This window comes from Flavobacterium agrisoli (genome assembly GCF_016522065.1).
Classification (GTDB): Bacteria; Bacteroidota; Bacteroidia; order Flavobacteriales; family Flavobacteriaceae; genus Flavobacterium; species Flavobacterium agrisoli.
Genome location: NZ_JAEHFV010000004.1, coordinates 1 through 25,203, shown reverse-complemented (window position 1 = coordinate 25,203; position 25,203 = coordinate 1). Strand labels below are relative to the sequence as shown.

Here is a 25,203-nt window from a genome sequence, read left to right as displayed (position 1 = left end):
TTAAAAAATTCAGATATGCAACATTGCCCAAAATTAGTCGGTTTTATTTTATTTCTTTTTCTTTTATCAAGCTGTTCCACTACACAAAAATTAGCCACTTTAAAACCCGAACCCGATGATGCTGTTCCGCTAAGTTATCAAAACCAAGCTTCGTTTATAAATTTACCCGTTACAGTAAAAATAAAAGACATTGAAAATCAAACCAATACCTATTTGAGCGGTTTGATTTTTGAAGACAATACAATTGAAGATAACGACATCGAAATGAAAATTTGGAAAACAGCTCCTATCCAAATGCATAGCAAAACAACGCAAGCTTCCGACAAACTAGAAACCGTTTTGCCCCTTAAAGCAGTGATCAAATACCGAATTGGCACCGAAAAATTAGGCATCAAAATGTATGATACGAGAGAATTTCATTTAAACGGAATTTTAACATTAGAAAGTGATGTGGCGTTACAAAATTGGAAATTAAAAACCAAAACCAGTATTAAATCCCTGACTTGGAATGAAAGTCCAACCATGACTCTTTTAGGCAAAAACCTACCCATAACGTATCTTGCCAATCCAGCAATTGGACTTTTTAAAGATAAAATGGAGAAAAATATTGACGATGCTATAGAAAAAGCAATGGATTTTAAACCGAATGTAATGGCTGCATTAGCCCAAATTTGCACGCCTTTTTTAATGAACGAAGCGTACGAAAGTTGGCTTCGGATAAATCCTTCCGAAATATACTGTTCACCGGCCGTACTCAAGAAAGATCAATTTTCCATTCAAATGGGAATGAAATGCACAATGGAAACCATAATTGGCAAACAACCAGAAACAAATTTCAATTCGGCAAATATTGTTTTAAAACCGGTTACCAAAATCCCCAATCAAGTTAGCGCCACCATAGCTGCTATTTCGAGTTATAGCGAGGCTTCTAAAATTATGACCAAAAATTTTGGCGGACAAGTTTTTGAAAGTGGCAGTAAAAAAGTTACCGTCAACAAAGTAGACATTTGGCATAAAAATGGCAAAATGATTATTGCATTGGATGTATCGGGCTCTTTAAACGGGGTAGTTTATTTAAGTGGTTTTCCGCAATACAACGCACAAACCAAAGAGTTGTATTTTGACCAACTGGATTACGTTTTAGACACAAAAAACAAACTGACCAAAACAGCCAATTGGTTATTGCAAGGTTATATTGTAAGGAAAATACAAGAAACGTGTCGCTACTCTATTGCACCCAATTTAGAAGAAGGCAAAAAAACAATGCTGGGGTATTTAAATAATTATTCGCCCATGAAAGGCGTTTTTGTAAACGGCACTCTACAAGACATTGTATTTGAAAAAGTAACATTGAACAATCAAGCTATAATTGCCTTTTTAAAAGTGAAAGGCAGCCTAAATGTTGCAGTTGATGGCTTGTAAACTCAGTCGGCCTTTTTCTTTTTAGTTTGGTACATTTTGTAAATAATATAACCGATAACCACCACTAGCAAATACGGAATAACCATCAAATAGACAATTCCGTCGTTCACTGCTTCGGCTTGTTTCACATTGGCATCACCACCTAATGCCGCCCGACACATGGCGCATTGTGCGTTAGTTTCAAAAGTCAAAAACAAAGAAACCAAGATAAAAAACAGCTTTACCCAAACAGCACTTCCAACCTTTTTTGATTGATTTTCGATAGACGATATAATAGTTGTTTTAGGCATAATAAGGAGAAATCATAAGATACACTACAACTCCTGTAATGGCAACATACAACCAAATAGGAAATGTAATTTTGGCAATTTTTCTATGTCTATCAAATTGTTGCGATAAACCTCTAACAAAAGTTATTAAAACCATCGGAATGATCGCAATTGACAAAACAATATGGGTAACAAGAATAAAAAAGTATATTAATCTTGAAGCCCCTATTTGCGCCATTTCCAACTCATCTACCAAACCATTATGATCCAAATCACCATATTTAGTCGAATCGGCAGTCATGTGATACGCTACATACATCACCAAAAAAGCCAAAGAGAAAGCGATGGCCAATTTCATAAGGCGTTCGTGCAAAACCACATTCCCTTTTTTTATAGCCACTACAGCAATAACCAAAACCAAAGCAGTCAATCCATTTATAGTAGCATAGATTGGTGGCAAAAACGACAAAGGCGCCACATCGTAACCAAAGTCTTTTAATTTAACCCCAAATAAAATAGCCACCACAACCGGAATCACAATCGATACTGCGATGATAAGTTTGTTGTATTTTTTTTCTAAAGATCTTGTTTCCATTATTCGGCAAGTAATATTGTAATGTCTTTTTGTATGTCTCTAACTCCCTTTTTATCCAAACCGTCGTAATACAAAATCGGATTCCCAAATTCATCATGTCTACAACGAATATTGCCTTTTTTATCTACCAAGGCAAACAAACCCGAATGTTCAAAACCACCATTCACTTTAGCATTTTCACCTGCATACAAATTAAATCCTTTATTGGATAAATCATAAATTGTACTTTTATCACCAGTTAAAAAATTCCAGCTGGACGATTTAACTCCTAACATTTCAGCATGTTTTTTAAGCACTTCGGGTGTGTCATTTTCAGGATCGATCGTGATGGAAACAATTCCAAAATTAGGGTTACCAAAAAATTTCTTTTCAATTTCCAGCATGCTCATATTCATTTTCGGGCAAATAGACGGACAACGGGTAAAGAAAAACTCCAACACATACACTTTCCCTTTGTAATCTTCGTTGCTGATTTTGCTATTTTCCTGATTGGTCAAATTGAATTTTGGAGCTGGCCCGATAGTTTCCAATACCGAAGACATTTCACCGTCTTTACTCACATTATCTAATCGGGTTCCCTTAACCACATCACCATCTTTAATGCGATCTACAATTTTAGGAATCGCATAAATTCCAAAAATTAAAATGATAAATGATATTCCGATATAGGTTTTATTTTTAAACATCTGTATGTAATTTATAGTTGTTTAGTGGCATTATGATTCTTTTTTAAAGCTGCACGATATTCATACAAAATAATTTTAAAATCGTCCAACATTTCATTACTCAACTCTGAAGGGTGAAAAGTATCGTATCCTTCTTTATAGTCTTTTTCATCATTGCGACCACGTAAATTCCGATTTTTATCAATGATATACACATTCGAAGTCCCAAAATTACTATCTAATTTGCCTTTGAGTTTTAACCCCGCATAATAAGCTGTTATTTCATCCGTAGGAGCAAAAACAAAATGCCATTGTGAAATATCAGTAAAGTCATCTAAAGCGTCTAAAATCCCTTGTATGTCTTTTTCTGTACCCCTCGGACAAATCATGACAAACTGCAAATCCTCGAATTTATGGTAACGTTGGTAAATTTTTTCATTAAGATTAAAGAGATTACCGCGATTGTTAACAATATTAGTGCCTCCGAAACCCAGAATAGTAATTTTATTATTTAATGTAACGGTTTCGTTATGGAGGGATTTCCAATTGCCTAAATCAGGCACTTTTGGGGAAATAACAGGAAGTGTGGTAAAACTATTTACACCCGAAGCAAAAAACAGATAGGCTACAATGGGAAGTACAAACAAACTAAAAAGAACAATATTTTTTTTCATCTAACTGCGGTACTTTAAGAGAGTACAAAAATAAAAAAATCCCGATGTTATCGGGACTCTTTTTGAATTAATATGATGTTAAAAATTCCATTTGATAGTTGAATTTTTAAAAACCCCATAAACGTAATGTCCTTCTGTTAGGAGAATGAACAACAAATAAAGTACTAAGAAAACAACAGGTAAAACTACCGACCATCTTAGAGCACTTTTTTCTCCCTCCATGTGCATGAAAGCCCATACAATATAATATGCTTTTACCAAAGTAAGAATATAGAATATCCAATTTAACAAATTCAAACTTAAAAAATGATTGAATTCTAATGAAGCTGGTTTAATAATACCCAATATTACCTCTACTGTAGTGATTACAGAAAGTAATCCGAAAACAAACCAAATTCTTTTTGTATTAGAAACGTGATCGTGTGCCATAATGCAATAAATCTTAAATAAATTAAACTAAGTAGAAAACTGTAAATACGAATACCCAAACTAAATCAACAAAGTGCCAATAAAGCCCCACTTTTTCTACCATTTCGTAACTTCTTCTTTTTTCATATGTCCCTAACAATACATTAAAAAAGATAATAATATTAATAATAATACCTGAAATTACGTGAAAACCGTGAAAACCAGTAATAAAGAAAAAGAAATCAGCAAATAATTTATTTCCGTATTCGTTTCTTTTCAAATTAGCTCCCTCTACTACATATTTAGCATCGGCTAAACGTTGTACTGACTCTTCTCTTGAAAGAATTGTTTTTTTCTTTTTATCAGTTAATTGTTCTGTTCTTACCAACAAATCAGGATGCGCTTCAAAACCAGCCATAACATCTTCAACAGAATAAGCAGGCAAAGCATCAGCATCTGTTAAAAACCAAGTAGCAGCATTACCTTTTAACGCTTCTCTTCCACCTTCGTGTTTGATAGCAAAATCAGCCAAAGCAACTTGATGTCCTTCTTTATCTACAAATTGAAGAATACTTCCACCTTTAGTTTCGATTGCACCAAATTCTCCTTTAATGAAGTTTTTCCACTCCCAAGCTTGCGACCCTACGAAAATTAAACCACCAATGATCGTTAACAACATATAAACAGCCACTTTGGTTTTTTTCATTTGATGACCTGCATCTACAGCCAAAACCATAGTTACAGAAGAAAAAATCAAAATAAAAGTCATTAATGCCACATACAACATCGGTTGCGGACTACCGTGTAAAAAGGGAAAGTGTGTAAATACTTCGTCGGCTATTGGCCAAGTTTCAATAAACTTAAATCTTGAAAAACCATAAGCAGCCAAAAAGCCCGAAAATGTTAAAGCATCCGATACGATAAAAAACCACATCATCATCTTACCATAACTTGCTGCTAAAGGCTCATTTCCGCCTCCCCAAATTTTTTCATCATTGTTTGCAGTAGTAACTGTCGTGTCCATAAAAGTTATTCGTTAAAAAGTTCCCAAATTTACGTTTTTTTCTTATTTAAAGAAATATAAAAATAAAAATAAATAAACCCACAAGAAATCAAGAAAGTGCCAATACATCGCACCTAGTTCTATTCCAAGAGTTTGAGTTGAATTGTATTTTTGTTTAAAATGATTATAAATTATCACCAAAAGTGAAATAATTCCACCCGCAAGGTGCAAAAGATGCGTAACCGTAACAACATACAAAAAAGTTGTAGTAATTGAGCTACCAGCACCCGTAAAATAAAAACCTTGCTCAACAATTTGCCCAAAACCGGCAAATTGCAACACTATAAATAAAATACCTAAAACCAAAGTGGCCACTAAATAAAGTGTAGTTACCTGATGTTTATCTTTTTTGATTGCTTTTTTGGCTAAATAAAAAGTAACACTACACAACATAATTACCAAAGTGCTAGCATAAAAAGCAGAAGGCAATTCAAAGTTTTTCAACCAATCGGCACGGGATTTACTTACCACAAAAGCACTGGTTAAACCGGCAAACATCATGGTCATGCTTACCATAGCAAACAACAAAATCAATTTGTACGACTTATCGCTTCTAGCTTTATTTTCTTCTTTGTTCATAACAATATCCATAAACTATCTTAAAAATTTATCTATTATATATATTAACTGTAAAAGCGAAATATAAGAAACACTAACCAACATTAAGTTTCTAGCCGCTTTTGAAGTCCTGCTTTTATACAATTTGACCGCATAAAACAACATCCAAAGTCCTAACAAAAATACCAAAAGGGCTGCAAAAGGACTAATAAACAATTGACCGGTGTAACCCAACATAGGCAACAACGAAGCTATAATCAACCAAATGGTATACAATATAATTTGTAAAGCGGTCCCGTTGTCACGCTTTCCTGTTGGCAACATAAAAATACCTGCCTTTTCGTAATCTTCATATAAAAACCACCCGATGGCCCAAAAATGAGGGAATTGCCAAAAAAATTGTATCAAAAAAAGTGTACCTGCTTCAATTCCGAAATCACCTGTTGCAGCTACCCAACCCAACATAAACGGAATAGCGCCAGGAAATGCGCCAACAAAAACAGATAAGGAAGTCACTGTTTTTAAAGGTGTATACACACTTGTATATAAAAAGATGGATATCGCGCCAAACATTGCCGTTTTAGGATTGATAGCATACAATAAAATCAAACCAATAATGGTCAAAAGAGAGGCAATAAACAAAGCCATATTGGGCGACATTCTACCGGATGGAACAGGTCTATTTTTGGTTCTATCCATTAAAACATCAATATCTTTTTCGATTACTTGGTTATAAGCATTAGAAGCACCCACCATGCAATAGCCTCCAATACACAAAAACAACAGAACCCATAATTGAAAAGGATGTTCGGCATCAAAACCCAATAAATACCCCGCAATAGAAGAAAAAAGAACACTAATAGCCAATCCTGCTTTTGTAATTTCTTTAAAATCTCTAAAAATGGATTTAAGGGAAAGTGTATTTGAAGAATTAATCAAGGTCTTTTTATTTGATTATTTTTAAAAACTGGCGCAAATGTACAAATTAGATTGCGAAATGCAGAAGTTAAATTTTAGTTTTAAAGCAAAATCAAGATTATCAAATGCTATTTATTCCTCAAAAATCAATTCAAGTATGGAAAATCGTATTAATAATCAAAATACCAATTAAAAACGTCCGAGCGCAATCCTATTGTAAACCAATTGGTCGTTTCTTTAAATGTGGATACAGTATTCTGAGTGGGATCGAAATTTCTAAAAATATAACTGGCGTACAATTTCAAATTTGTTGCAGGATTAATCAAATACCCCCCTTGAATATCGGCTATAAAAATGCTAGTTTTGTTTCCTTGTCCAACTTTTACACCTTTGTCATACGGACGACTATCATCGTAACTTTTATACGGATTAGACCCATAATTAAAAGAATCTTCGGTAGTATCAAAATCCAAACCTCTTGTACCGTATGTAAGTTTAGCATCGGCAAAAATCCTGCCTTTATGATAACGCCCAATAGCAACTAATTCTTCGAAATTACCTCCCCATTGATGGCCAACACTTTGATTGTTGTGACCGTAATTGGTAATTACATTACTGTGTTGGTACACATAAGGTCGCACGTGGTTGTACTCCAATTGAAGCAACAAATCCGGAACAGCAAAGGCGTTAAAATACTTAGCCCCTACCTGATACCCAAATTTATTCTTCCAACTTTTTTCGCCGGCTGCCATATCCCCAATTGAAAATTCATCCAATAAAAACTGACCGTAAAGTGCAACCGAATTATTCCATTTGTATTTAGAGGTAATTCCTAACAAAGCATTTCCACTTCGAGAAGAAGACGCAAATTCAACTGCACGATAAAATATAATGGGATTTACAAAATTCACATCAAAACCACGATTGTTGCTATCGGTCCAAACTACCGATTCGAAGAAACCGAGATTCAATTTATTCGAAACATTCCAACTCAAATAATGATTAGCCATGAATTTGGTTGCATAAGTTCTATCCACTGTAACTTCTGGCCGTACATCTTTAAGCCACATATACGTATTGGTGTATTTTATTTTCCAAAAAGTAGTATTAATTTTGAAATACGGATACGGACTAACACCATCACTTTCTAATAAAGAGCGATAGCCATCTCCGATAAAATTGCGCCCATAACCCAACTGAAAATCAAAGAATTTACTTGGCGTAAAAGTCAAATTAGCATCGGCTAAAGGAAAATCATAACCACCTTCTCCAAAAGCCTTCCCAATTCCCATTCCAGGAATAATGGCTGGATTACCACCAGAAGGTTTTATCGATTCGGCATACCGATTGAAATAAGCTGCAAAACGACCTTGGCTTTCAAAAACAGTAGTCGTAAAATTAAGCTGTTTTCCGATTCCGCCTCTAAAATTAAGTGCTCTAGTATTCAAATACGTATACGAATCGTTATGCGAGGCCGAACCCAGCTGCAAATCCAAAATAGGATTAAGACTTAACCAATAGCCTTCTCCTTGAATTTGCACTAAATTTTCGTTCCATAATTTTCTTCCAAACCAAGTAGAGGTGTTTTTTTGAAGAGAAGCATTCACTTTTTTAAAATCATAATAACGCGCCACTTCCGAATACGTGTAGGGCTTTGATGCCGTATGATTATTACTTCCGACTTGATTTAATTGGGCATCAAATTGGGCATAATAACTATGAGAAAACGGAATATTTAAATGACTTTCAAATTCGGGATTTTGGTATTTTTTATAAACAATGCTATCCAACTCGGTCAAAGGTTGCTCTTTCGGAATTTCCAATTCGGATTGCAACAACGCTTGTGCAGCAGCCTCTTCGGGACTTTGCAGAGGTAAACTTATATTAATCGTGTATTTGGAATAAGTAGGGCGACCATCATACGAAGCTGGCTCGACTTTAGGAAATTGATTAAAAACCCGAATGGCTTCTTTTTGCAAATCATCTGCAACAGCATTCACGTACAAAACTTTGAATTCGCCAGAAGTATTGACTTCAAACAAAACCTTAACAACACCTTTAAAATTATTTTCTTTTAAAGAAGCCGGAACTTCAAAATGGGCATATACCAACTCTTGTACCTTTTCATAAAAACAAATTTCAAGAGAATCGTTGGCTACTTTTTGACAAGCTTCAAAAACAGGGAAACGTTCGTTTACACTGTTGGTAACGACTATTTTATTTTTAGTTTGCGCATTTAAAAAAAGAACATTCAATAATAAAAATAACGCGCTTAACCTTTTGTTCATGGTAATATGTAGAAATTTAATAATCGTTCCTGTTTTCTTGGCCTTCAGCTATTTTTTTGGCTCCTGATGTACCGATGCGTTTTACACCCAACTGAATCATCTCGAGTGCTTCTTCGAAAGTACGTACACCTCCAGCTGCTTTTATAGGCAAAGGCGAGGCATTTTCTAACATCATGGTAATTGTAGGTAAAGTAGCTCCGTTGGGTTTCCCATCAATTGTAGGATAAAAACCGGTGGAGGACTTTACAAAGACATTCCCATAAAGTTCTTCATCAAAATGCAACATTACAACATTTTTAATCAATGTCGACAATTGAATGATTTCTTTTTCGGATAAAGCAGCCACTTCGATAATCCATTTAATTGTTTTATGATTGGCTAACACTAGTCGAGTACCTTCTAGAATTTCCTGTCGCACTAAATCAATTTGACCTTCTTTAAATGCATTGTAATTGCAAACAAAATCCAATTCATCGGCCCCATTAGCAATCGCTTCTTGTGCTTGATCAATTTTAAATTTAAGCGAATTACGGCCTTCCGGAAAATCAATTACAGTCCCCACCAATAAGGGAGAGTCAGCCGCTGTAACTAAATCTTGCGCCATAGCCACATATTCGGGCCGAATCATAATTAATTTAAAATGTTCCCGAATCGCCTCATGAATAGCATGTTGCACTATTTGCTGATTGTCAGCTTCGGAAATACCTGCTTGGGCTGCCGTTTTTAAATAAGTCGAATCTAAATAACTTCTGATGTCCATCATAAAAATCGAATTCAATTACCTTACAAAAATACAGTTTACTTAAAAATGCCATTTACAAAACACAAAAAAAGCCCACTAAATAGTGAGCTTCTTATTTTTTGACCAAAACGTTTTGTAAAATACTATACTGATTATGGCCATTGTTCCGCCTAAACTATTGGCAAAAATATCGGTAACATCTTGCGCTCTAGTTGCAGTATACAAACCTTGAATAAGTTCGATCATGATTCCGAAAAAAACCGAAAACACAAAGGCCATTAAAAGCGATTTGTACGTATTCGGACTTTCGAATTGTTTTCTAAAATACAAAAACCAAACAGTAGTAAAGCCAAAATGAAATGCTATGTGCACCATTTTATCAACATACGGCAGGGTAATCGAAGGCAATTCTGAAGCCGGTACTAGACAGAAATAGGCTATAAAACCGGTCCATCCTAACGCTAGGCATAAATAGAATAATTTACGCACCAATCAATTCTTTATAAGCATCAGCCGAAAGTAATCCTTCAATTTCAGCATCATTACTTATTTTAACTTTGATCATCCAACCTGCTCCATAAGGATCTGAATTTACTGCTTCGGGCGTAGCTTCTAAAGAATCGTTAAAAGCAACGATTTCTCCAGATAAAGGCAAGAACAAATCCGAAACGGTTTTAACTGCTTCAACAGTACCAAAAACCTCATCTTTTTCTAAAGTTTGGTCTAATGTTTCAACCTCAACATATACAATGTCGCCTAATTCTTTTTGCGCAAAATGCGTAATTCCAACGGTAGCAATATCGCCATCAATACTAACCCACTCGTGATCTTTTGTATACTTTAAATTTGCTGGTATGCTCATACTACTAATTTAATTATTACTAATTTTAAAATTTAAGCCACAAATGTAACAATCTTCTAAGAAAGTATTGTTTTTATTCTGCAATTTAATTTCCAAAATTATAACGTAAAGTAAAGCCTGAACGAATATTTGTAATTGGAAATGAGGTTGAAATCACTGCCTTAGAAAACGAATGATCGTAATAAAATATGGCCGTAAGGTTTTTACTAAAAGCATAATCGGCAGTAAGTTTTAACGACCAAATATTTTGCCCCGCTGCCAATTGATTGTTATCATAATCCAAATAACGCACCAAAGTTTGGTTATTTCGATACGACAAATCGCCTTTTATATTGATATCACTCTTGATAATTCCGGTTGGATTATCGGCTAAACGCGACGACATGATGACATCTTTAAAACGATATCCTAACCCTACGATATACTCTACACCTTGCACTTCGGTCAATAAATTATTATCAAAACTCATCGAAAGTGCGCGGTCTTTTTTGACTTCTGTTAAAACTTTCAAGGAACTTTTTAATTCAAAATCCATACGAATAAGCGGACTAAATTGCTCAACCAAATTGACATTAGACATGATGGTTTGATTTAAGAAATTTCCGTTGGTATCCATTCCACCGGGGTTTTCATCATAAGCAAAATTGGAACGAAATTGACTCACCGTATACGAAGCGCGGTACCCATGTTGCAATGAAAAACGTCTGAATTTTTCCTTGAAGAAATTATAACGCATCAGTCCGTTGTATTTTACATTCCAGTTTGGAATAGGAAAACTTCTGAAAATACCCAACGATTCGCCCGAAGCATCTTTACCTGAATAAGCTGCCAAAAACGAAGGCAATAAAACCGCTTGATTGTTTTTAGAATAGCCAATTGGAAACCCTTCCGGATCTAAATTGGCTGGATTATTTATATCAATTCCTCTTTGAGTTGCCAAACGATTTGCAATGATTAAACGGTTGTTTCTGAAATCATCAAACGCCGCCGACTGGTTTTCGTCGCTTTTTCCAAACGAGGTTTTAATCAATACCGTCGAAATAGAGAAAAGTCCGTAACTATAAGGCGATCTCGAATTATAAAAACCATCTCCCGAAACATCGTATTGTTCGGAGAAATTTTCAGAATAAGAGCGATCAGCCGTTAAATCAATTTTAAAATCAGGGAACAAATCAATATTTGCGGTGGCTTTTAAAAGTTTGTTATTGACTTGTGTAAAATTTTGATTAAATCCGTCGTAATTAGTCAACCAACCGCGTTTGGCTGCTTCGTAACGTACGTCATCTTGACTTCCAAAAACGAATCCAAATGTTGGTTTTGTAGTACCAAAAAAGCCAATTCCTGGCAAATAACCTGGTAAGACAGTCCCGCTATTTTCGGTATAATTTACTTGGATATTTTTTACACTAGTCAACACACCGATTAAAGCATTTTTAAACGGACTGTTAATATCCAAAGTGGTTTTATTTGTGTTGACTACTTTTTCACCCGGTTTTGGGGCAACGGTTTTGGGCGCCGCTTTTTTAGCAGAAGTTCCCGTTAAACCTAAATATTTGTACAGCACATTCATATCCAAAGAAGTCGAAAAAGTACTCGAATTGGCATTCTGAATCGTATTTCCTAAATTATAGTTTACCCCTTCAATTTCGATGTTAGACAGAGCCGTAGAAGCTCGCTGCCAACTAAAATCACCGGTATACGAATAATTGGCTTTTAAAAATCCTAAAACCGGAATTTTATACAATGGCAACTCATAATTCAGCACTATTTGTTGCGAATGCTGATTGGACAATCCAATATCCCAATAATCTTCCCAAATGGTAAATTCTGGTATAGGCTCGTTATCCGAATTCATGTAATTTTTAACAATGTTTCCGGTGTTTACAGCATAATTAATTTTGAGTGATTTGGTAAGATTGTATGCAAAACCATATTGATAATTAAATTCAAAATTACGACGGTACAAAGGCTGCAAGCCTATACCCTGCACATCATCCACTTGTCGGAATTGCTGACGGTTGTATTGACGGTTAATATTCGTTGTAAAATTGATTGTCGAAGGCAAATAATTAAAATTAAAATCGCTCAACAATTTCCAATAATCGCTCTTTTTAAAATAAGCATTCTTTTTAAATGGCTCTACCAATTTGGGTTGAAAAGCATACGCATAGGTTACCGCTGTACTCGAAAGCTGGTCTTCGTAATCTTCAATTTCGTAGTCGTGTCTTTCGACTTCGTTGTACGATTGTGAAAAAGTCAAATTCTCTGGATCATAAAGGTGCTTTTTCTTTTCAGGATCTTTGTCTTTACGAACTCCGATAAAATTAATGCTTTTACGCTTGGTGTAATCTACCGCTCGTGTTCGGTACAATTCTTTCTGATTTTCATCCGTAGTTTCATCCAACAATTGCTTGAGTTTGATGTCTTCGTAAAAAGGATCGTATTCGGGTGTGATGACTTCTTCACCAATAGCATAATTAAACGGCAAATTAATACCCCATTTTTTAGGCATCAATTTACCTAAATTCATATTCGTAATAATATTGTATTGTTGGTAATCCTCGCGACTGCGTTGAATAGTAGTTTCCTCAATAGAGCCAAAACCAATAGTACTTTTGCGTCCGGTTGCCGAAACAGTGGCAAAATCGGCCATGTTGGTATCGACATTCAAAATAGCCGCCATACCGCCTTTGTTGTCTAAACCAGACAAACGCAACTCGTTGAACCAAACTTCTCCTTTGGCCACTTTTTGCAGACTATTATTTTTTACACCGACCATCAAACTTCGAATCATTCCGAAATTGGGATTTCCTTTAATCCCCAAACGCAAATTCGGATCACCATCACCACCACTTACATTTGGATCATCATCGGGATAATAAATACCATCTGCTGGTAAGGAATTGGGATCAATATTCAATGCCAATATTTTCATTCGCGTTAACAGTTCCAAACTAACATTCAAATTGTTTTCGGCGGGCCATACTTCTTCGGCACTCAACTTCGAACAATTGGTTCCCGAACCAGACGGAATGGTAACTTTAAGCGGTTTTTCAATTTGATAAAAAGCCTGAGTAAAGTCGTTTCCAATTCGCATAAAAGCCGTTAGTTGGTTATCGTCTAAAGAAGCTTCAAAAGGAAGCGACTCAGCATGCAAAAACATTTGTAAGTTTTTGTACTGACGCATATCGACACTTACGTTTTTAAAAACCCCTCTTAAATCATTTGGCTCTAAACCACTTCCTCCAACACGAACAGACAACGATTGTTCATTTTGATTTATAATCGTATTGTTGTTATACAATTGTTCGCGTTGCACACCTGGTGGAGTAATGTAATTTACAGGACAACGATCGCCGTTTTCTTCAATATTTACAGCTGCTACATCAAAATCGGTTCCATCGTCATCAGGCGTATCTTGATCACCTTGTAAGGTATAATCGTATTTACGCCATTCGCCTCGAACCAAATCCAAAGCACCAAAACGCACCGTAACCTGATCATTAAATCCGGTCATAAACATTCGCATAAAACGAATCGATCTGAAATCCGATATAGTCCCAATAGTGTTTTCAGGTTGTCTAACCGGAATCTTGAACTGAATCCAACGTGCTGTTGTGGTCTGACCATTGGCTAAGGTTACATTTGTAGTACGAATATCCGTAATGAAATTTTCTCCAATAGCCATTCCTTCTCTCATATCAATACTGTACTCATAATACGCATTGATGGTATTCATGGTATTGTCTTTGTTGATATCCTCCACATCGGGCAACGTGGTCGAGCCACGATTACGGTCGTTAATACTTACGGCGGAGTTTCCGTCTACTCCATTGTATTGTTTGTATCTATCAATTACACCCCCGGTTGTATTTAAATAATAAGTATAATCATCTCCTGCCGGATCGGGGTCTGTTGCATAATTGGTATATACGGCGGCCTCTTTACTATTTGGCAAACCGTCTAAACCAACATCCTGATTGGCGCGATTGCTTTCATTGGTATCAAAAGCATACACCAACGATTGCGAAGCAGGCACATCTCCCCAAATAGGTTGCGGATTTACCATAATTTGATCCGGACCTAATCCGTTTTCAAATTGCTTTCGGCCGTCTTTTAAAATATCTTCTGAAATTTCTCCTAAATTGAAATAAATCTTACCGGTATTGGTTGGGGAAATGGAACCCTCCCCTTCATACGGATCCAACATCCAAAACTGAATATACTCTACATTTCCTTGTTCAAAATTAGTAGCATTTAAAGAACGCATAATCCCTCCGAAATTTTCAGTTGGATTTAAACCTACATCGGTACTGTTGTTGTACGGACCTCTTTCGGATGGAAAATAAGTTAAATCTAAGGTGTTCACTACTAAAGATTGTCCTTGCGCCAAATTGGTCAACGGATACAATTCTTCGTTGTAAATGCGACGAGTTGCGTTTAACGACAAATCGTTATTACTAATACCATCCGGTTTTTGTACATAAAAAACAGGGTCAATAGTGTACCAAGCCAATTTGGCTCTTTTGAAACCGTAGCTCAAATCATTGGCATCGGCGTTAAAATTGAATGGACTGTTTGTATTTCGACTAGGTGTAGAAGCCAAACTCCAAGCATAAGCCGAGCGCATATCAATCGTTGTTTGCGTTCCTTCAAAATCATCTACATAGATAGTAGATTCGCCATCAAAATTATCAGCTTTTGGTGTTCCCGGTTTTAAGAAAGCTACTTCACCACGAACCGAAAGATTCGAAGGTACATCCGTATCAATATTCGGTAATTTATTCGCCAATCGGGTTAAAAAAGGAACTTCGGTAGAAAAACTGGTATTAAATCCAAACATGGTATTGTTTATCGATTCCTGCCCATAATTCGATTTTTGAGTAAAAGGTTTTTGAGTCATTTTTAAAAAAGTCCCGCCAACCAAAAACTTTTCGGAAATTTTATGCTCAACATTCACACCCATAAAACGAGTAGTTTGTTGCCCGAAAATAGAATTATTCTCTAACGAAATTTCGATAGGTGTATTGGATGCTTGTAATGACGGATCTAAAATTTGAACCCTTCCTAATTGATAGTTCACACTATAATCAACCCCTTCCATCAAAACCCTTCCACCCGCGGTAACTACTACCGAACCTTGTGGCACGTTAAAAGCACCAATTGGAATTCCGTCACTTCCAGTCGACTTGTATTTACCTCTCAATAAAAATTTGTTTTTATCACTGTCTTGTATAGCCGCAGCTTGTGTCGTACGGTACATGCTTCGAAACACATATTTTTGTTGATTGGCATTATAACTAGCCGTGTTGTTGTAATCTTGCGAAGTATTGTCGGATAATTTACGGAACAACAACTCACCAAATGGCTCTTTAGAGGTAAAAATGATTCGTCCGTTTTGTGCATCAACCGTTAAACCAGGTAAAAAATCGAAGAAACCATCACCTCCAATTTGCTTGTCGTTATTGTAATTCAATTTATCCAAATTGAAAACATTTAATAAAGGCGTATTTTCAATTTTATCCTCAGGAGCGGGGTTTGCCGGAAAGCTCGAATTAGGCACCGAAGTAATATAATTGATTGGCGAAGGATCGGAATATAAAATATTCAATCGAAAATCTTCTTGCTTGATTTGGTAAGCTCCCTGAATTTGATAGATGTTTTTCATCATCAAGTTCCAAACCGGATTTTGAACATTCGTTAAATTGCTTTTCAGCATTTTTAAAATCAAACTTTGTGTAATTACCGCCTGATTAGAATTAGAAGTTCCGGTTACCACTGTAGCATCAACCCCATCATTACCAAACTCTCCCACTCGATAGACTTGGTCGCCGATGGTATATTCATAAGCAACGGCCAAAACCTCGTCGTTTGACAATCGTTGTTGTAACGAAATATACCCTAATTGCGGATGAAAGGTAAATTCATTTGAAGTTAATTTTCGGGCATTTTCTAATTTCGAATAATCACGACCTTCGCTGACATTGGTCGTATTAAAACCCGAATTAGCCGTAGCAATTTCTCGGATATTCGAATTCAACAAACCTGTTCCCGCAGCAATTTGAGCAGGATCAAAGTCGTTATTGGAGTTATCCGCTGGAGAACCAATCGGATTATTAAACATTCCGGTGGAAGGATTCAAAACCACCACTTCGTTATCCGGAATTCCGGCCAATTGTCCTTCTCCTAAATCTTGCAGCGCAATGATATTCCTTAAATTATTACTCGTTGTATTAATTCGGTTTTGCTTATTGGTTACCCAAACCTCGATACGGGTAATTTGCACCCGGCTATCAATATACGGGTAGTTCAACAAAGCCGCATCGTATTTATTTCGGAAATATTGGGAGAGAAAAAAGTGCCTGTCATTATCATAATCCAAGGCAAACAAATCAAATTTTTCGATGGTACCACCACCCTCAGCCACCACACTTTTAGTTTGTGATTTTTGTTCCGAAAAAACGCCAGTTACCGTGGTTTTTCCAAATTGCAATTGGGTTTTAACACCAAATAAACTCTGAGCTCCTCGAATTAAAGTACTATTCAAAGGCATACTCACATTACCCACTTCTACTTTTTGAACAATATCGTCTTCATCGGGCGTATATTCTAATTTGATTAAGTTTTGAAAAGCAAAAGTCGATTGTGTATCATAATTGGCATTTACACCCAAACGAGTTCCCACTTTACCTTGCAAGCTCATGCTAATTCTTTGATCAAAATCAAAAGACAAATTGGAACGATTTCGGGGAGAAAAAGCGGGATTGTCTTGTTTGGTATAACGCAATCCCAAATCCATTTCAACGGATCCGGTGGGTTTTACATCAATAGTATTACTACCAAAAAGAGTTTCAAAAAAACCAGAATTCACATAATACCGTGGCAAAAGATCTTTTTTAGCTTCCTCGCTACCGTCTTTTCGGCCATCTATAGCATCCGATTTTTGCTTGAAATAATTGCGTCGCGATTCCTGAAGCATCAATTTTTCATACTCTGCCGGCGTTAACACCACAGGATAATCAATCGAAAAACCATCCACTTTTTTGGTGTAAATATAACGGTCGGTTACAGGGTCATAGGTGTAGGCAGAAAGAATACTGGGCGGATTTTCCAATTGAAGTTTCCCGGTAGCAAAGCCCGTTTTAACAGAATCTTGAGCTTGCTGATTTACCTGCGATTGAACCGAAAAACCACAAAACAACACTACCAAAAAAAACCAAATTTTAGGCATACAATTCGTTTCTTTTTAATGTTAAATTATAAATTTTTCAATGCTTTCTTGATTAACGTCTCCACTGTGGCATCGGGTTCTTCTTTTACGATTTTGTCCACTACTTTTTCAGCTGTTTTTCGAACAAAACCTAGAACCTCCAAAGCAGATAACGCTTCATCTCGATTTGTATTGTTTAACACTATAGAAACTTCTTCTAAATTGTATAATTTAAGCACTTTATCTTTTAAATCTAGAATAACACGTTGTGCTGTTTTATTCCCAATTCCTTTAATGGATTGAATGCTCGCCACATCGCCAGCGGCAATGGCGTTAATGATTTGTTTGGGTGCTATAGAGGAAAGCATGGTGCGGGCAATATTGGCTCCGATACCCGAAACAGAAAGCAACATTCTGAAAATTTCACGCTCTGATTTTTCGATAAAACCAAACAACGTATGGGCATCTTCTTTTATCTGAAGATGGGTAAAAAGTGTAATAAAATCGGTATTAGGAAGTAAGGAATAGGTATGAAGTGAAATATTAACCTGGTAACCAACTCCTCCGCAATCAATAACCACCTCAGTTGGCGTTTTTTCAACTAATTTTCCTTGCAAATGTGCAATCATAATTTCAAGTAATTTTTCAAATATAATAAAATTGAGTTAAAACCAACTCATTTTTATTGATACTTAATATCGTACTATTATTTTGTTAATTAATAAACGGTTTTCACGGATTATTTCAAAAAAATTAACAGTCAAACCCCAAAAAAAAAGTCCAGCGTATGCTGAACTTTTTTTTATTTTTTAGTAGTTACAATTATTGTGAAATATAGGAATTTAAATGTTCGATGGTGACTTTTTGCATTTCGATAATGGCTTTTACCACATCGCCTACCGAAACCAAACCGACAACTGTATCATCTCGCACAACCGGTAAATGTCGAATGCGTTTTCCGCTCATCATTCCCATACAGGTTTCCAAATCATCCGATTCCTTTACTGTAAAAACAGTCGATTCCATAATGGCACTCACGGGTGTTTCGCGCGAGGTTTTGTCTTTCAAAACAATTTTTCGAGCATAATCTCTTTCCGAAAAAATCCCTTTTAGCTCAGTACCATCAATTATTAAAATGGCACCAATGTTTTTTTCGCTCATTACTTGTAAAGCCTCATACACTGTGGTAGCTGAATGTACCGAAAAGACTTCGTGTCCTTTTTCGCTTAATATTTGATTTACTGTCATAACTAAAAATTTTTAAGGATTTTAAAGTTAGAAAAAAAAATCAAAAACGGCATCAGAATACACTACTTTTTAATTACAATTTACTAACAAACAACCAATTACAACACAAAACCGTAAACAAACCCAATAAAACCGAAACCTTTTAACTAAAGCGACGTAATAATAAATTCGCTTCTTCGATTTTGTTTGTGTTCTTTTTCGCTACATTTTACGCCATCGCCACATTGATTTACCAATTGCGATTCGCCATAACCTTTGGCCGTTAATCGCGTAGGGTCAATTCCATTTTGTACCAACCATTTTTTGGTAGCTTGAGCCCTTTTTTCGGACAAAATCAAATTGTATTTTTTGGTTTGACGACTATCCGTATGCGAACGGATATCGATTTTCATGGTTGGATTATCTTGGAGCACCGCTAAAACTTTTTCCAAATCGTAAGCTGCTTCTTTATTAATATTAAATTTATCCAACTCAAAATAAATAATAGGAATATGCAAGGTTTTAGCCAAGTCTGTTCCCACCATAACCGGTTTCCGGTTTTTAGCCAAACTAATATCAAAAGCAGTCATTCCTGAATATTTTTCGGTGGTCACCACTTTTTCAACCGTTTCGTAATCGGTTTTTTGAACCATTACAAAATAATTGGTTTTACAATCCAAATTCGAAAAGGTATATACACCCTTACCATTAGAAACCGTTTCGGCTATGAGCAAATGATTTTGATCAAACAACTGTACTTGCGCATTTAAAAGCAACTCATTGGTTTCGCTATCCGTGATTTTTCCAACCAAAACTTGCGAACATTGTAATTTTTGAGTCTCAGTAAATCGGTAAATATCATCATAACCGCTTGCATTATTTCGATTGGAAGAAAAGAAACCATTTCGGTTTTCGCCATTAATGATATAAGCGAAATCATCTTGCGGACTATTAATCGGTTCTCCTAAATTTTGAGGTGTTGCAAAAGTAGAATTACCCATTATTTTAGACACAAATACATCCAAACCTCCTAAACCGGGTCGCCCATCGGTGGCAAAATACAACTCGTTATCACTAGAAACAAAAGGAAATGTTTCCCTTCCTTCGGTATTGATTTCACTTCCTAAATTCTCGGGTTGTCCAAAATCACCATCATCAAAAATAGCCACTCTAAAAATATCCGATTGCCCTTTTGTTCCCGGCATATCAGATGCAAAATAAAGGTATTTTTCGTCGGGACTCAAAGCCGGATGCGCCACACTGTATTGCTCACTATTAAATGGAAGCGCCGTAATATTCGTCCATTGTTCATTCAACCAAGTTGCTTTATAAATTTTCAACAAAGTGGTTTGCTCGCTGCTTTTACCCTTTTTACCCGCTACATAATTATTGCGAGTAAAATAAATGGTTGTACCGTCTTTTGAAAAGACAGGAGTTGATTCGTTAAATTTTGAATTAATTTCTTTTTTAAATCGTTCCGGTTTGCCGATACTGCCATCGGCTAACAAATCGACTTGATACAAATTGCTAAAAGAACCGTTAGTCCATTTGAATGTTTTTTTGGCCACACCGCCGGTATCCCTTGTAGAAGCAAAAACCAATTTATCTTGGTAAAATGCCGCACCAAAATCGGAATAATCCGAATTAATTCCGGCATCGGCAATTTGGTATCGCCCCGAATTGGCTTTTATTTCTCGCAAATAATTGGTGTTTTCTTTTACTTTAAAACCGCGGCTATCTTGATCAAATTGCTGACGAAATTGTACCAATACAGAATCTGCTTTTTGATAATTCCCTCCCGCTTTCAAACACTGCGAATAACGGTAAAGATACTCTGCTTCTTGATTGGGATTCATTTCAAAAAGCTGATTGTAGGCTTTGTTCGCATCGAGTAATTGGCCATTAAAATAATGTGCGTTACCCAGCTTCTGAAACATTTCTTGGCTTTTATATCCTTTAGATGCTAGTTTTTCATAAATGGAAATAGCATCGACATAAGCCAGTTTTTCATATTTTTTATCAGCAGGAGTTTCGGAATTCGTTTGGGCTTTAAGCGATAAAAAAGAGCAAACAAGTAACATTAAAAAAACGTTTATTTTTACTTTCATACTGTTTCTTTATTTTAGAAAAATCGAGGTGAGGTCATGCGATTGTAACTCTTAAACAACTCAAAACGCAAATAAATTTCATGCGAACCCGAGTTGTAATTATTCAAATTAGTGGTCTCATGATCATAGGCATAACCCGCATACAAACCTTCTGTAATTTGAAATCCAGCCATGGCACTAACCGAAGCGCTCCATCGATAAGCTATTCCGATAGAAAAAACATCGTTGAATAAAAAACTACCCGAAACATCTACTTGTAAAGGGGCACCTTCGACCATCTTGGTTAAAAATGCCGGTTTAAATTTGATGGTTTCGTACGGGTTCAGATTAAAAACATAACCTCCTATTAAGTAATAATTGATTTTGTCTTTATAAATCACGACATCGTTATCATTGTAACGATCGGTCTGAATAAAATTAGGAATAGAAAATCCCAAATACGCTTTATCCGAATGCCAATAAACTCCTGCTCCAAAATTGGGTGTAAATTTGTTGTTGAAATTCTGAAGCTGTGCATCGCCTTGATGTTCTGGAGTTAATTTATCAACATCCAAACTAAACAAGTTAGCTGTGGCTTTAATACCAAAAGATAATGTAAAGGTTTCGGAAGTTTTGATACTGTACGATAAATCGGCAGAAAAAGCATTCTCTGTAGTAGGACCAATTTTATCATTGATTAAAGAAACACCTAATCCTAATTTACTTTCGTTTAACGGAGTATTTACCGAAATAGTAGCCGACTCGGGTGCACCATCCAAACCAATCCATTGGGTTCGATACAATCCAAAAATACTCATCACGCCTCTTGACCCAGCATAACCTGGATTAATATTAATAGTATTGTACATGTATTGCGTAAACTGCGCATCTTGTTGTGCCATCAAAACAGATGATAAAAACAGAAAAAACAATGTTATTTTATTCATAATTGTGTTTTTTATAGTAACTAAAAACAGAAGCAAAAACCCACTGGTTTTAGTTTGTTATATATAAATATCCTGCCTGTTGTTGTGTTTGAGCCGAGTTATCTTGGTATTTCAACACATAAAAATAGGTGCCTGTTGGTAATCCTCCTGTTTCTTTCACCGTAACACGGCCTTCGGAAAAACCTTTAAATACATGATCCACATTGTTATAATGCTCCGATTCGTAAACCAAAACACCCCAACGGTTGTAGATTTCGACTTTGTTTTCGGGATAACACTCGATTCCTTGAATATAAAAACGTTCGTTTTCTCCGTCACCATTCAAAGTCATAGCATTAAACACTTTGATGACACAACCTTCTAAAGAAACAATGGTTGGATTATCGGCTGTCAAACTACTAGCGTCCGACAAATCCTCAACTTCTATTCCGCTAGCCGTTGTGGCGTTAACTGTGGCTTGGTTGACTACTTTACCTGCATTAATATCGCTTTGCGTAACGGCATAAGTAGCTGTAAAAGTCGATTCATCCGTTTGATTTACGCCTAAAGTAATAGGACCTCCTTTTATTTGGATACCCGGCAATGGATCAGAAATGCTGATGTTTTCTAAAACCGTATTTCCGGTGTTGACCACTGTAAAGGAATACGTAATGGTTTCTCCTGCATTGGCATACCCACTTCCATTTTCATCGTTAAATACTGCGGTTTTTATCAAGGCTATTGAAGGCGATTCAACAAACAAATTCACAGTAGCTGTTTTACAATTGGTTGGATTTGCAATATCACAAACCTGATAATCAAAAACATAATTCCCACCTGCCGTATTAGGTGCTACATCTATGGTACCGTCTGGATTTAAGACAATTCCTTTTGGAAGATGCAATCCTTGTAAGCTAATTTGGGATGGATTAATTGAAGTTCCATCCAAACTATCATTTCCTAATACATTCAAAAAGGCAACAGAACCATTAATTCCATCTGCTGTAGCCGAATCATTAGCAACAACTAAAATCGGAATAATAACAGGATCCGGTATTGGTGCCGGCGCTGGAGGAACTACCACATCAATAGTTACGGTTGCCGTAGCACAATTAGAAGTACCACTTTCACATATTTGATAGGTAAAAGTATACGTTCCCTCGTCCGTATTTGGAGCAACATCAACTACACCATTAGGGTGTAATACAAAACCACTTGGTAGATTAATCCCCGTTACAATAACATCTGTAGGCTGAATAGCATTACCATCTTTAATATCATTTCGCAATAGATTCAACACCCCAAGAGCTCCTGAAGAACCATTTACATCTGAAATACTGTCATCTTTCGCTTCAAGGGTGGCGTAAGTTTTACAACTTATTCCAAAATCCAAATCCAAACGCACACGGTGTGTATCGTCAATAGTGGTAAACAAAACGGTATTGGTTGTAGAAGCACAATCTACAAAACGGTTGCTTTTTGCTGTTTGAGTATTTGCAGTCCTCTTTTTAGTAAAACCCGGTAGTACTTTTACCAATCCAGAAGCAGCCATAGCCTCTGAAGCAGATTCCATTAAAGATTCTTTAATAAATTCAACTCGGTATTCGCCGTAATTACCTTTATCAGCTCTAGCTCTCCAGTAACCTTGAATACCCATCGTTATACTACGGGAATAATCATTTGGTCCTGTTATAAATATATTAGGAACATTAGTACTACCGTTACCAAAACCTGCTGCATTGAGCTCGCCTGCATTTTCTTTTCCAAGGTAACTTCCATCACCATTGAAATCAATCCACTCCCATTTGCTGTAATCAATTACACCATTAACGTCCGGCATATTTTGCGTTACAAGACCATCATTATTGGCATCATACCATTCGTCCTGAATACCATTATTATTCAAATCATACCAAACAAAATCACCCATAACCGGTAAGTCGGTACTGGCATAACCAAAATTTCGTTCTAAATATTGGCAATTTTCAACTTCTAAAATCAAGAAACTCGGATTGGTATTAAACAGTTCTTGCGCGGTATTTAAGTTGGCATCTTGTACTTGCAGTACGTAATCACCCGGAATCATGCCGTCGAAAGAATAGGATCCATCGGTTTTGGTGATGCGAATTAAAGTTGCTCCTGTCGTTCCGTTAATTGGTTTTAATGTAATCGGAACATTAACAAGTGGCGTATTCGAATTTTCATTCATGATAACACCAGAAACTTTAGTACTGTTACAAATAATTGACACGGTAACTACTGCCGAACTACAATTTGTTGGATTTGAAGTTTCACATATTGTATACGGTATTTGATACGTTCCAGTTGGTGTATTGGGAGCAATCTCAAAAGTTCCATTTGAATTAAGCGTAAAAAACGGACTTGAAGGACTCGATAAAATCACATCAGATGGAGCAACTTCACTACCATTTAAAATATCATTTTTAAAAATACTAAAATCTGTAGTCGTATTTTTCGCAGTATCCATAACCCCAATATTATCATTAACCGCACATATTTGTGAACCCACTGTAAATGCGGTGGTCGGAGAACTACAACCATTAATCATAGCCTCTATAGTATAATTGCCAGTCGTAGCTTTTATAAGGTTGCCATCTCTCATGACTCCTGCGTTAGGAAGTATAATATAAGTATACTGAACATCATAATTAGAAATTTCAAAAACAGTTTCTTTTTCGATACAGGTACGTGGCAGTAAATCTAATACAGGTTGAACTGGTTGCGTACCTGTTACATCCCACTCGCAACTAGTAGTATTGAATGTTGCTGTTTCATAACATGCCATTACTGGTTGAATTGGTTGTGTACCTGTTACATCCCAATCGCAAGTAGTAGTATTGAACGTTGCTGTTTCATAACATGCGATTACTGGTTGAACTGGTTGCGTACCTGTTACATCCCACTCGCAACTAGTAGTATTGAACGTTGCTGTTTCATAACATGCAATTACAGGTTGAACTGGTTGCGTACCCGTTACATCCCACTCGCAACTAGTAGTATTGAATGTTGCTGTTTCATAACATGCCATTACTGGTTGAACTGGTTGTGTACCTGTTACATCCCACTCGCAAGTAGTAGTATTGAACGTTGCTGTTTCATAACATGCGATTACTGGTTGAACTGGTTGCGTACCTGTTACATCCCACTCGCAACTAGTAGTATTGAACGTTGCTGTTTCATAACATGCAATTACAGGTTGAACTGGTTGCGTACCCGTTACATCCCACTCGCAACTAGTAGTATTGAATGTTGCTGTTTCATAACATGC

19 protein-coding genes are annotated in these 25,203 nt (G+C 36.2%); 1 reads left to right on the top strand and 18 read right to left on the bottom strand.

Annotated elements, in window-relative coordinates; all coding sequences use genetic code 11:
- Positions 1-15: 15 nt before the first annotated feature.
- The gene (locus I5M07_RS10475; RefSeq protein WP_200106400.1) at positions 16-1,422 is read left to right on the top strand and encodes a DUF4403 family protein; all 1,407 of its coding nucleotides are present in this window, start codon (positions 16-18) and stop codon (positions 1,420-1,422) included.
- A 2-nt stretch (positions 1,423-1,424) separates the two neighbouring features.
- Here I5M07_RS10475 and I5M07_RS10470 read toward each other — a convergent pair whose 3' ends face one another.
- The 18 genes from I5M07_RS10470 to I5M07_RS10385 form a co-directional block, all read right to left on the bottom strand.
- The gene (locus I5M07_RS10470) at positions 1,425-1,712 is read right to left on the bottom strand and encodes a hypothetical protein (protein WP_200106399.1); all 288 of its coding nucleotides are present in this window, start codon (positions 1,710-1,712) and stop codon (positions 1,425-1,427) included.
- Positions 1,705-2,286 (bottom strand): DUF420 domain-containing protein, encoded by a 582-nt coding sequence (locus I5M07_RS10465; protein WP_200106398.1) that lies wholly within the window; start codon positions 2,284-2,286, stop codon positions 1,705-1,707. The genes I5M07_RS10470 and I5M07_RS10465 overlap by 8 nt, the downstream gene beginning before the upstream one ends.
- Positions 2,286-2,972, bottom strand: coding sequence for an SCO family protein (locus tag I5M07_RS10460; RefSeq protein WP_200106397.1), 687 nt, complete (start codon positions 2,970-2,972; stop codon positions 2,286-2,288). Before I5M07_RS10460 ends, I5M07_RS10465 begins: the two co-directional genes overlap by 1 nt.
- 11 nt (positions 2,973-2,983) lie before the next feature.
- Positions 2,984-3,625, bottom strand: a complete 642-nt coding sequence (locus I5M07_RS10455) for a hypothetical protein (protein WP_200106396.1) — start codon at positions 3,623-3,625, stop codon at positions 2,984-2,986.
- Between the two features lie 78 nt (positions 3,626-3,703).
- Positions 3,704-4,054, bottom strand: a complete 351-nt coding sequence (locus I5M07_RS10450) for a cytochrome C oxidase subunit IV family protein (RefSeq protein ID WP_200106395.1) — start codon at positions 4,052-4,054, stop codon at positions 3,704-3,706.
- A 22-nt stretch (positions 4,055-4,076) separates the two neighbouring features.
- A complete protein-coding gene (locus I5M07_RS10445; RefSeq protein WP_200106394.1) occupies positions 4,077-5,057 on the bottom strand; it encodes a cytochrome c oxidase subunit 3 in 981 nt (326 codons plus the stop codon).
- A gap of 42 nt (positions 5,058-5,099) precedes the next feature.
- The gene (locus tag I5M07_RS10440) at positions 5,100-5,687 is read right to left on the bottom strand and encodes a cytochrome c oxidase subunit 3 (RefSeq protein ID WP_200106393.1); all 588 of its coding nucleotides are present in this window, start codon (positions 5,685-5,687) and stop codon (positions 5,100-5,102) included.
- 3 nt (positions 5,688-5,690) lie between these two features.
- Entirely contained in the window at positions 5,691-6,590 is a 900-nt protein-coding gene (cyoE, locus tag I5M07_RS10435; RefSeq protein WP_394369057.1) for a heme o synthase, read from the bottom strand.
- Positions 6,591-6,742: 152 nt separating this feature from the next.
- Complete coding sequence (locus I5M07_RS10430; protein ID WP_200106391.1) at positions 6,743-8,860, bottom strand: energy transducer TonB; 2,118 nt, start codon at positions 8,858-8,860, stop codon at positions 6,743-6,745.
- A gap of 16 nt (positions 8,861-8,876) precedes the next feature.
- Positions 8,877-9,620, bottom strand: coding sequence for a deoxyribose-phosphate aldolase (gene deoC / locus I5M07_RS10425; protein ID WP_200106636.1), 744 nt, complete (start codon positions 9,618-9,620; stop codon positions 8,877-8,879).
- 78 nt (positions 9,621-9,698) lie between these two features.
- Entirely contained in the window at positions 9,699-10,091 is a 393-nt protein-coding gene (locus tag I5M07_RS10420; RefSeq protein WP_200106390.1) for a VanZ family protein, read from the bottom strand.
- Positions 10,084-10,464 carry a glycine cleavage system protein GcvH gene (gcvH, locus tag I5M07_RS10415; RefSeq protein ID WP_200106389.1) on the bottom strand — a complete coding sequence of 127 codons (381 nt, stop codon included), beginning with the start codon at positions 10,462-10,464 and terminating at the stop codon, positions 10,084-10,086. Before gcvH ends, I5M07_RS10420 begins: the two co-directional genes overlap by 8 nt.
- A gap of 85 nt (positions 10,465-10,549) precedes the next feature.
- Positions 10,550-17,695 (bottom strand): T9SS outer membrane translocon Sov/SprA, encoded by a 7,146-nt coding sequence (sov, locus tag I5M07_RS10410; protein WP_200106388.1) that lies wholly within the window; start codon positions 17,693-17,695, stop codon positions 10,550-10,552.
- Between the two features lie 26 nt (positions 17,696-17,721).
- A complete protein-coding gene (gene ruvA, locus I5M07_RS10405) occupies positions 17,722-18,303 on the bottom strand; it encodes a Holliday junction branch migration protein RuvA (RefSeq protein ID WP_200106387.1) in 582 nt (193 codons plus the stop codon).
- Between the two features lie 193 nt (positions 18,304-18,496).
- Positions 18,497-18,922 carry a CBS domain-containing protein gene (locus I5M07_RS10400; protein ID WP_200106386.1) on the bottom strand — a complete coding sequence of 142 codons (426 nt, stop codon included), beginning with the start codon at positions 18,920-18,922 and terminating at the stop codon, positions 18,497-18,499.
- Between the two features lie 146 nt (positions 18,923-19,068).
- Positions 19,069-21,009: an OmpA family protein gene (locus I5M07_RS10395; protein ID WP_200106385.1), complete on the bottom strand. Its 1,941-nt coding sequence runs from the start codon at positions 21,007-21,009 to the stop codon at positions 19,069-19,071.
- Positions 21,010-21,023: 14 nt separating this feature from the next.
- Positions 21,024-21,935, bottom strand: a complete 912-nt coding sequence (locus tag I5M07_RS10390) for a PorP/SprF family type IX secretion system membrane protein (protein ID WP_200106384.1) — start codon at positions 21,933-21,935, stop codon at positions 21,024-21,026.
- 49 nt (positions 21,936-21,984) lie between these two features.
- A partial coding sequence (locus I5M07_RS10385) for a T9SS type B sorting domain-containing protein (protein WP_200106383.1) occupies positions 21,985-25,203 on the bottom strand: 3,219 nt, incomplete at its 5' end.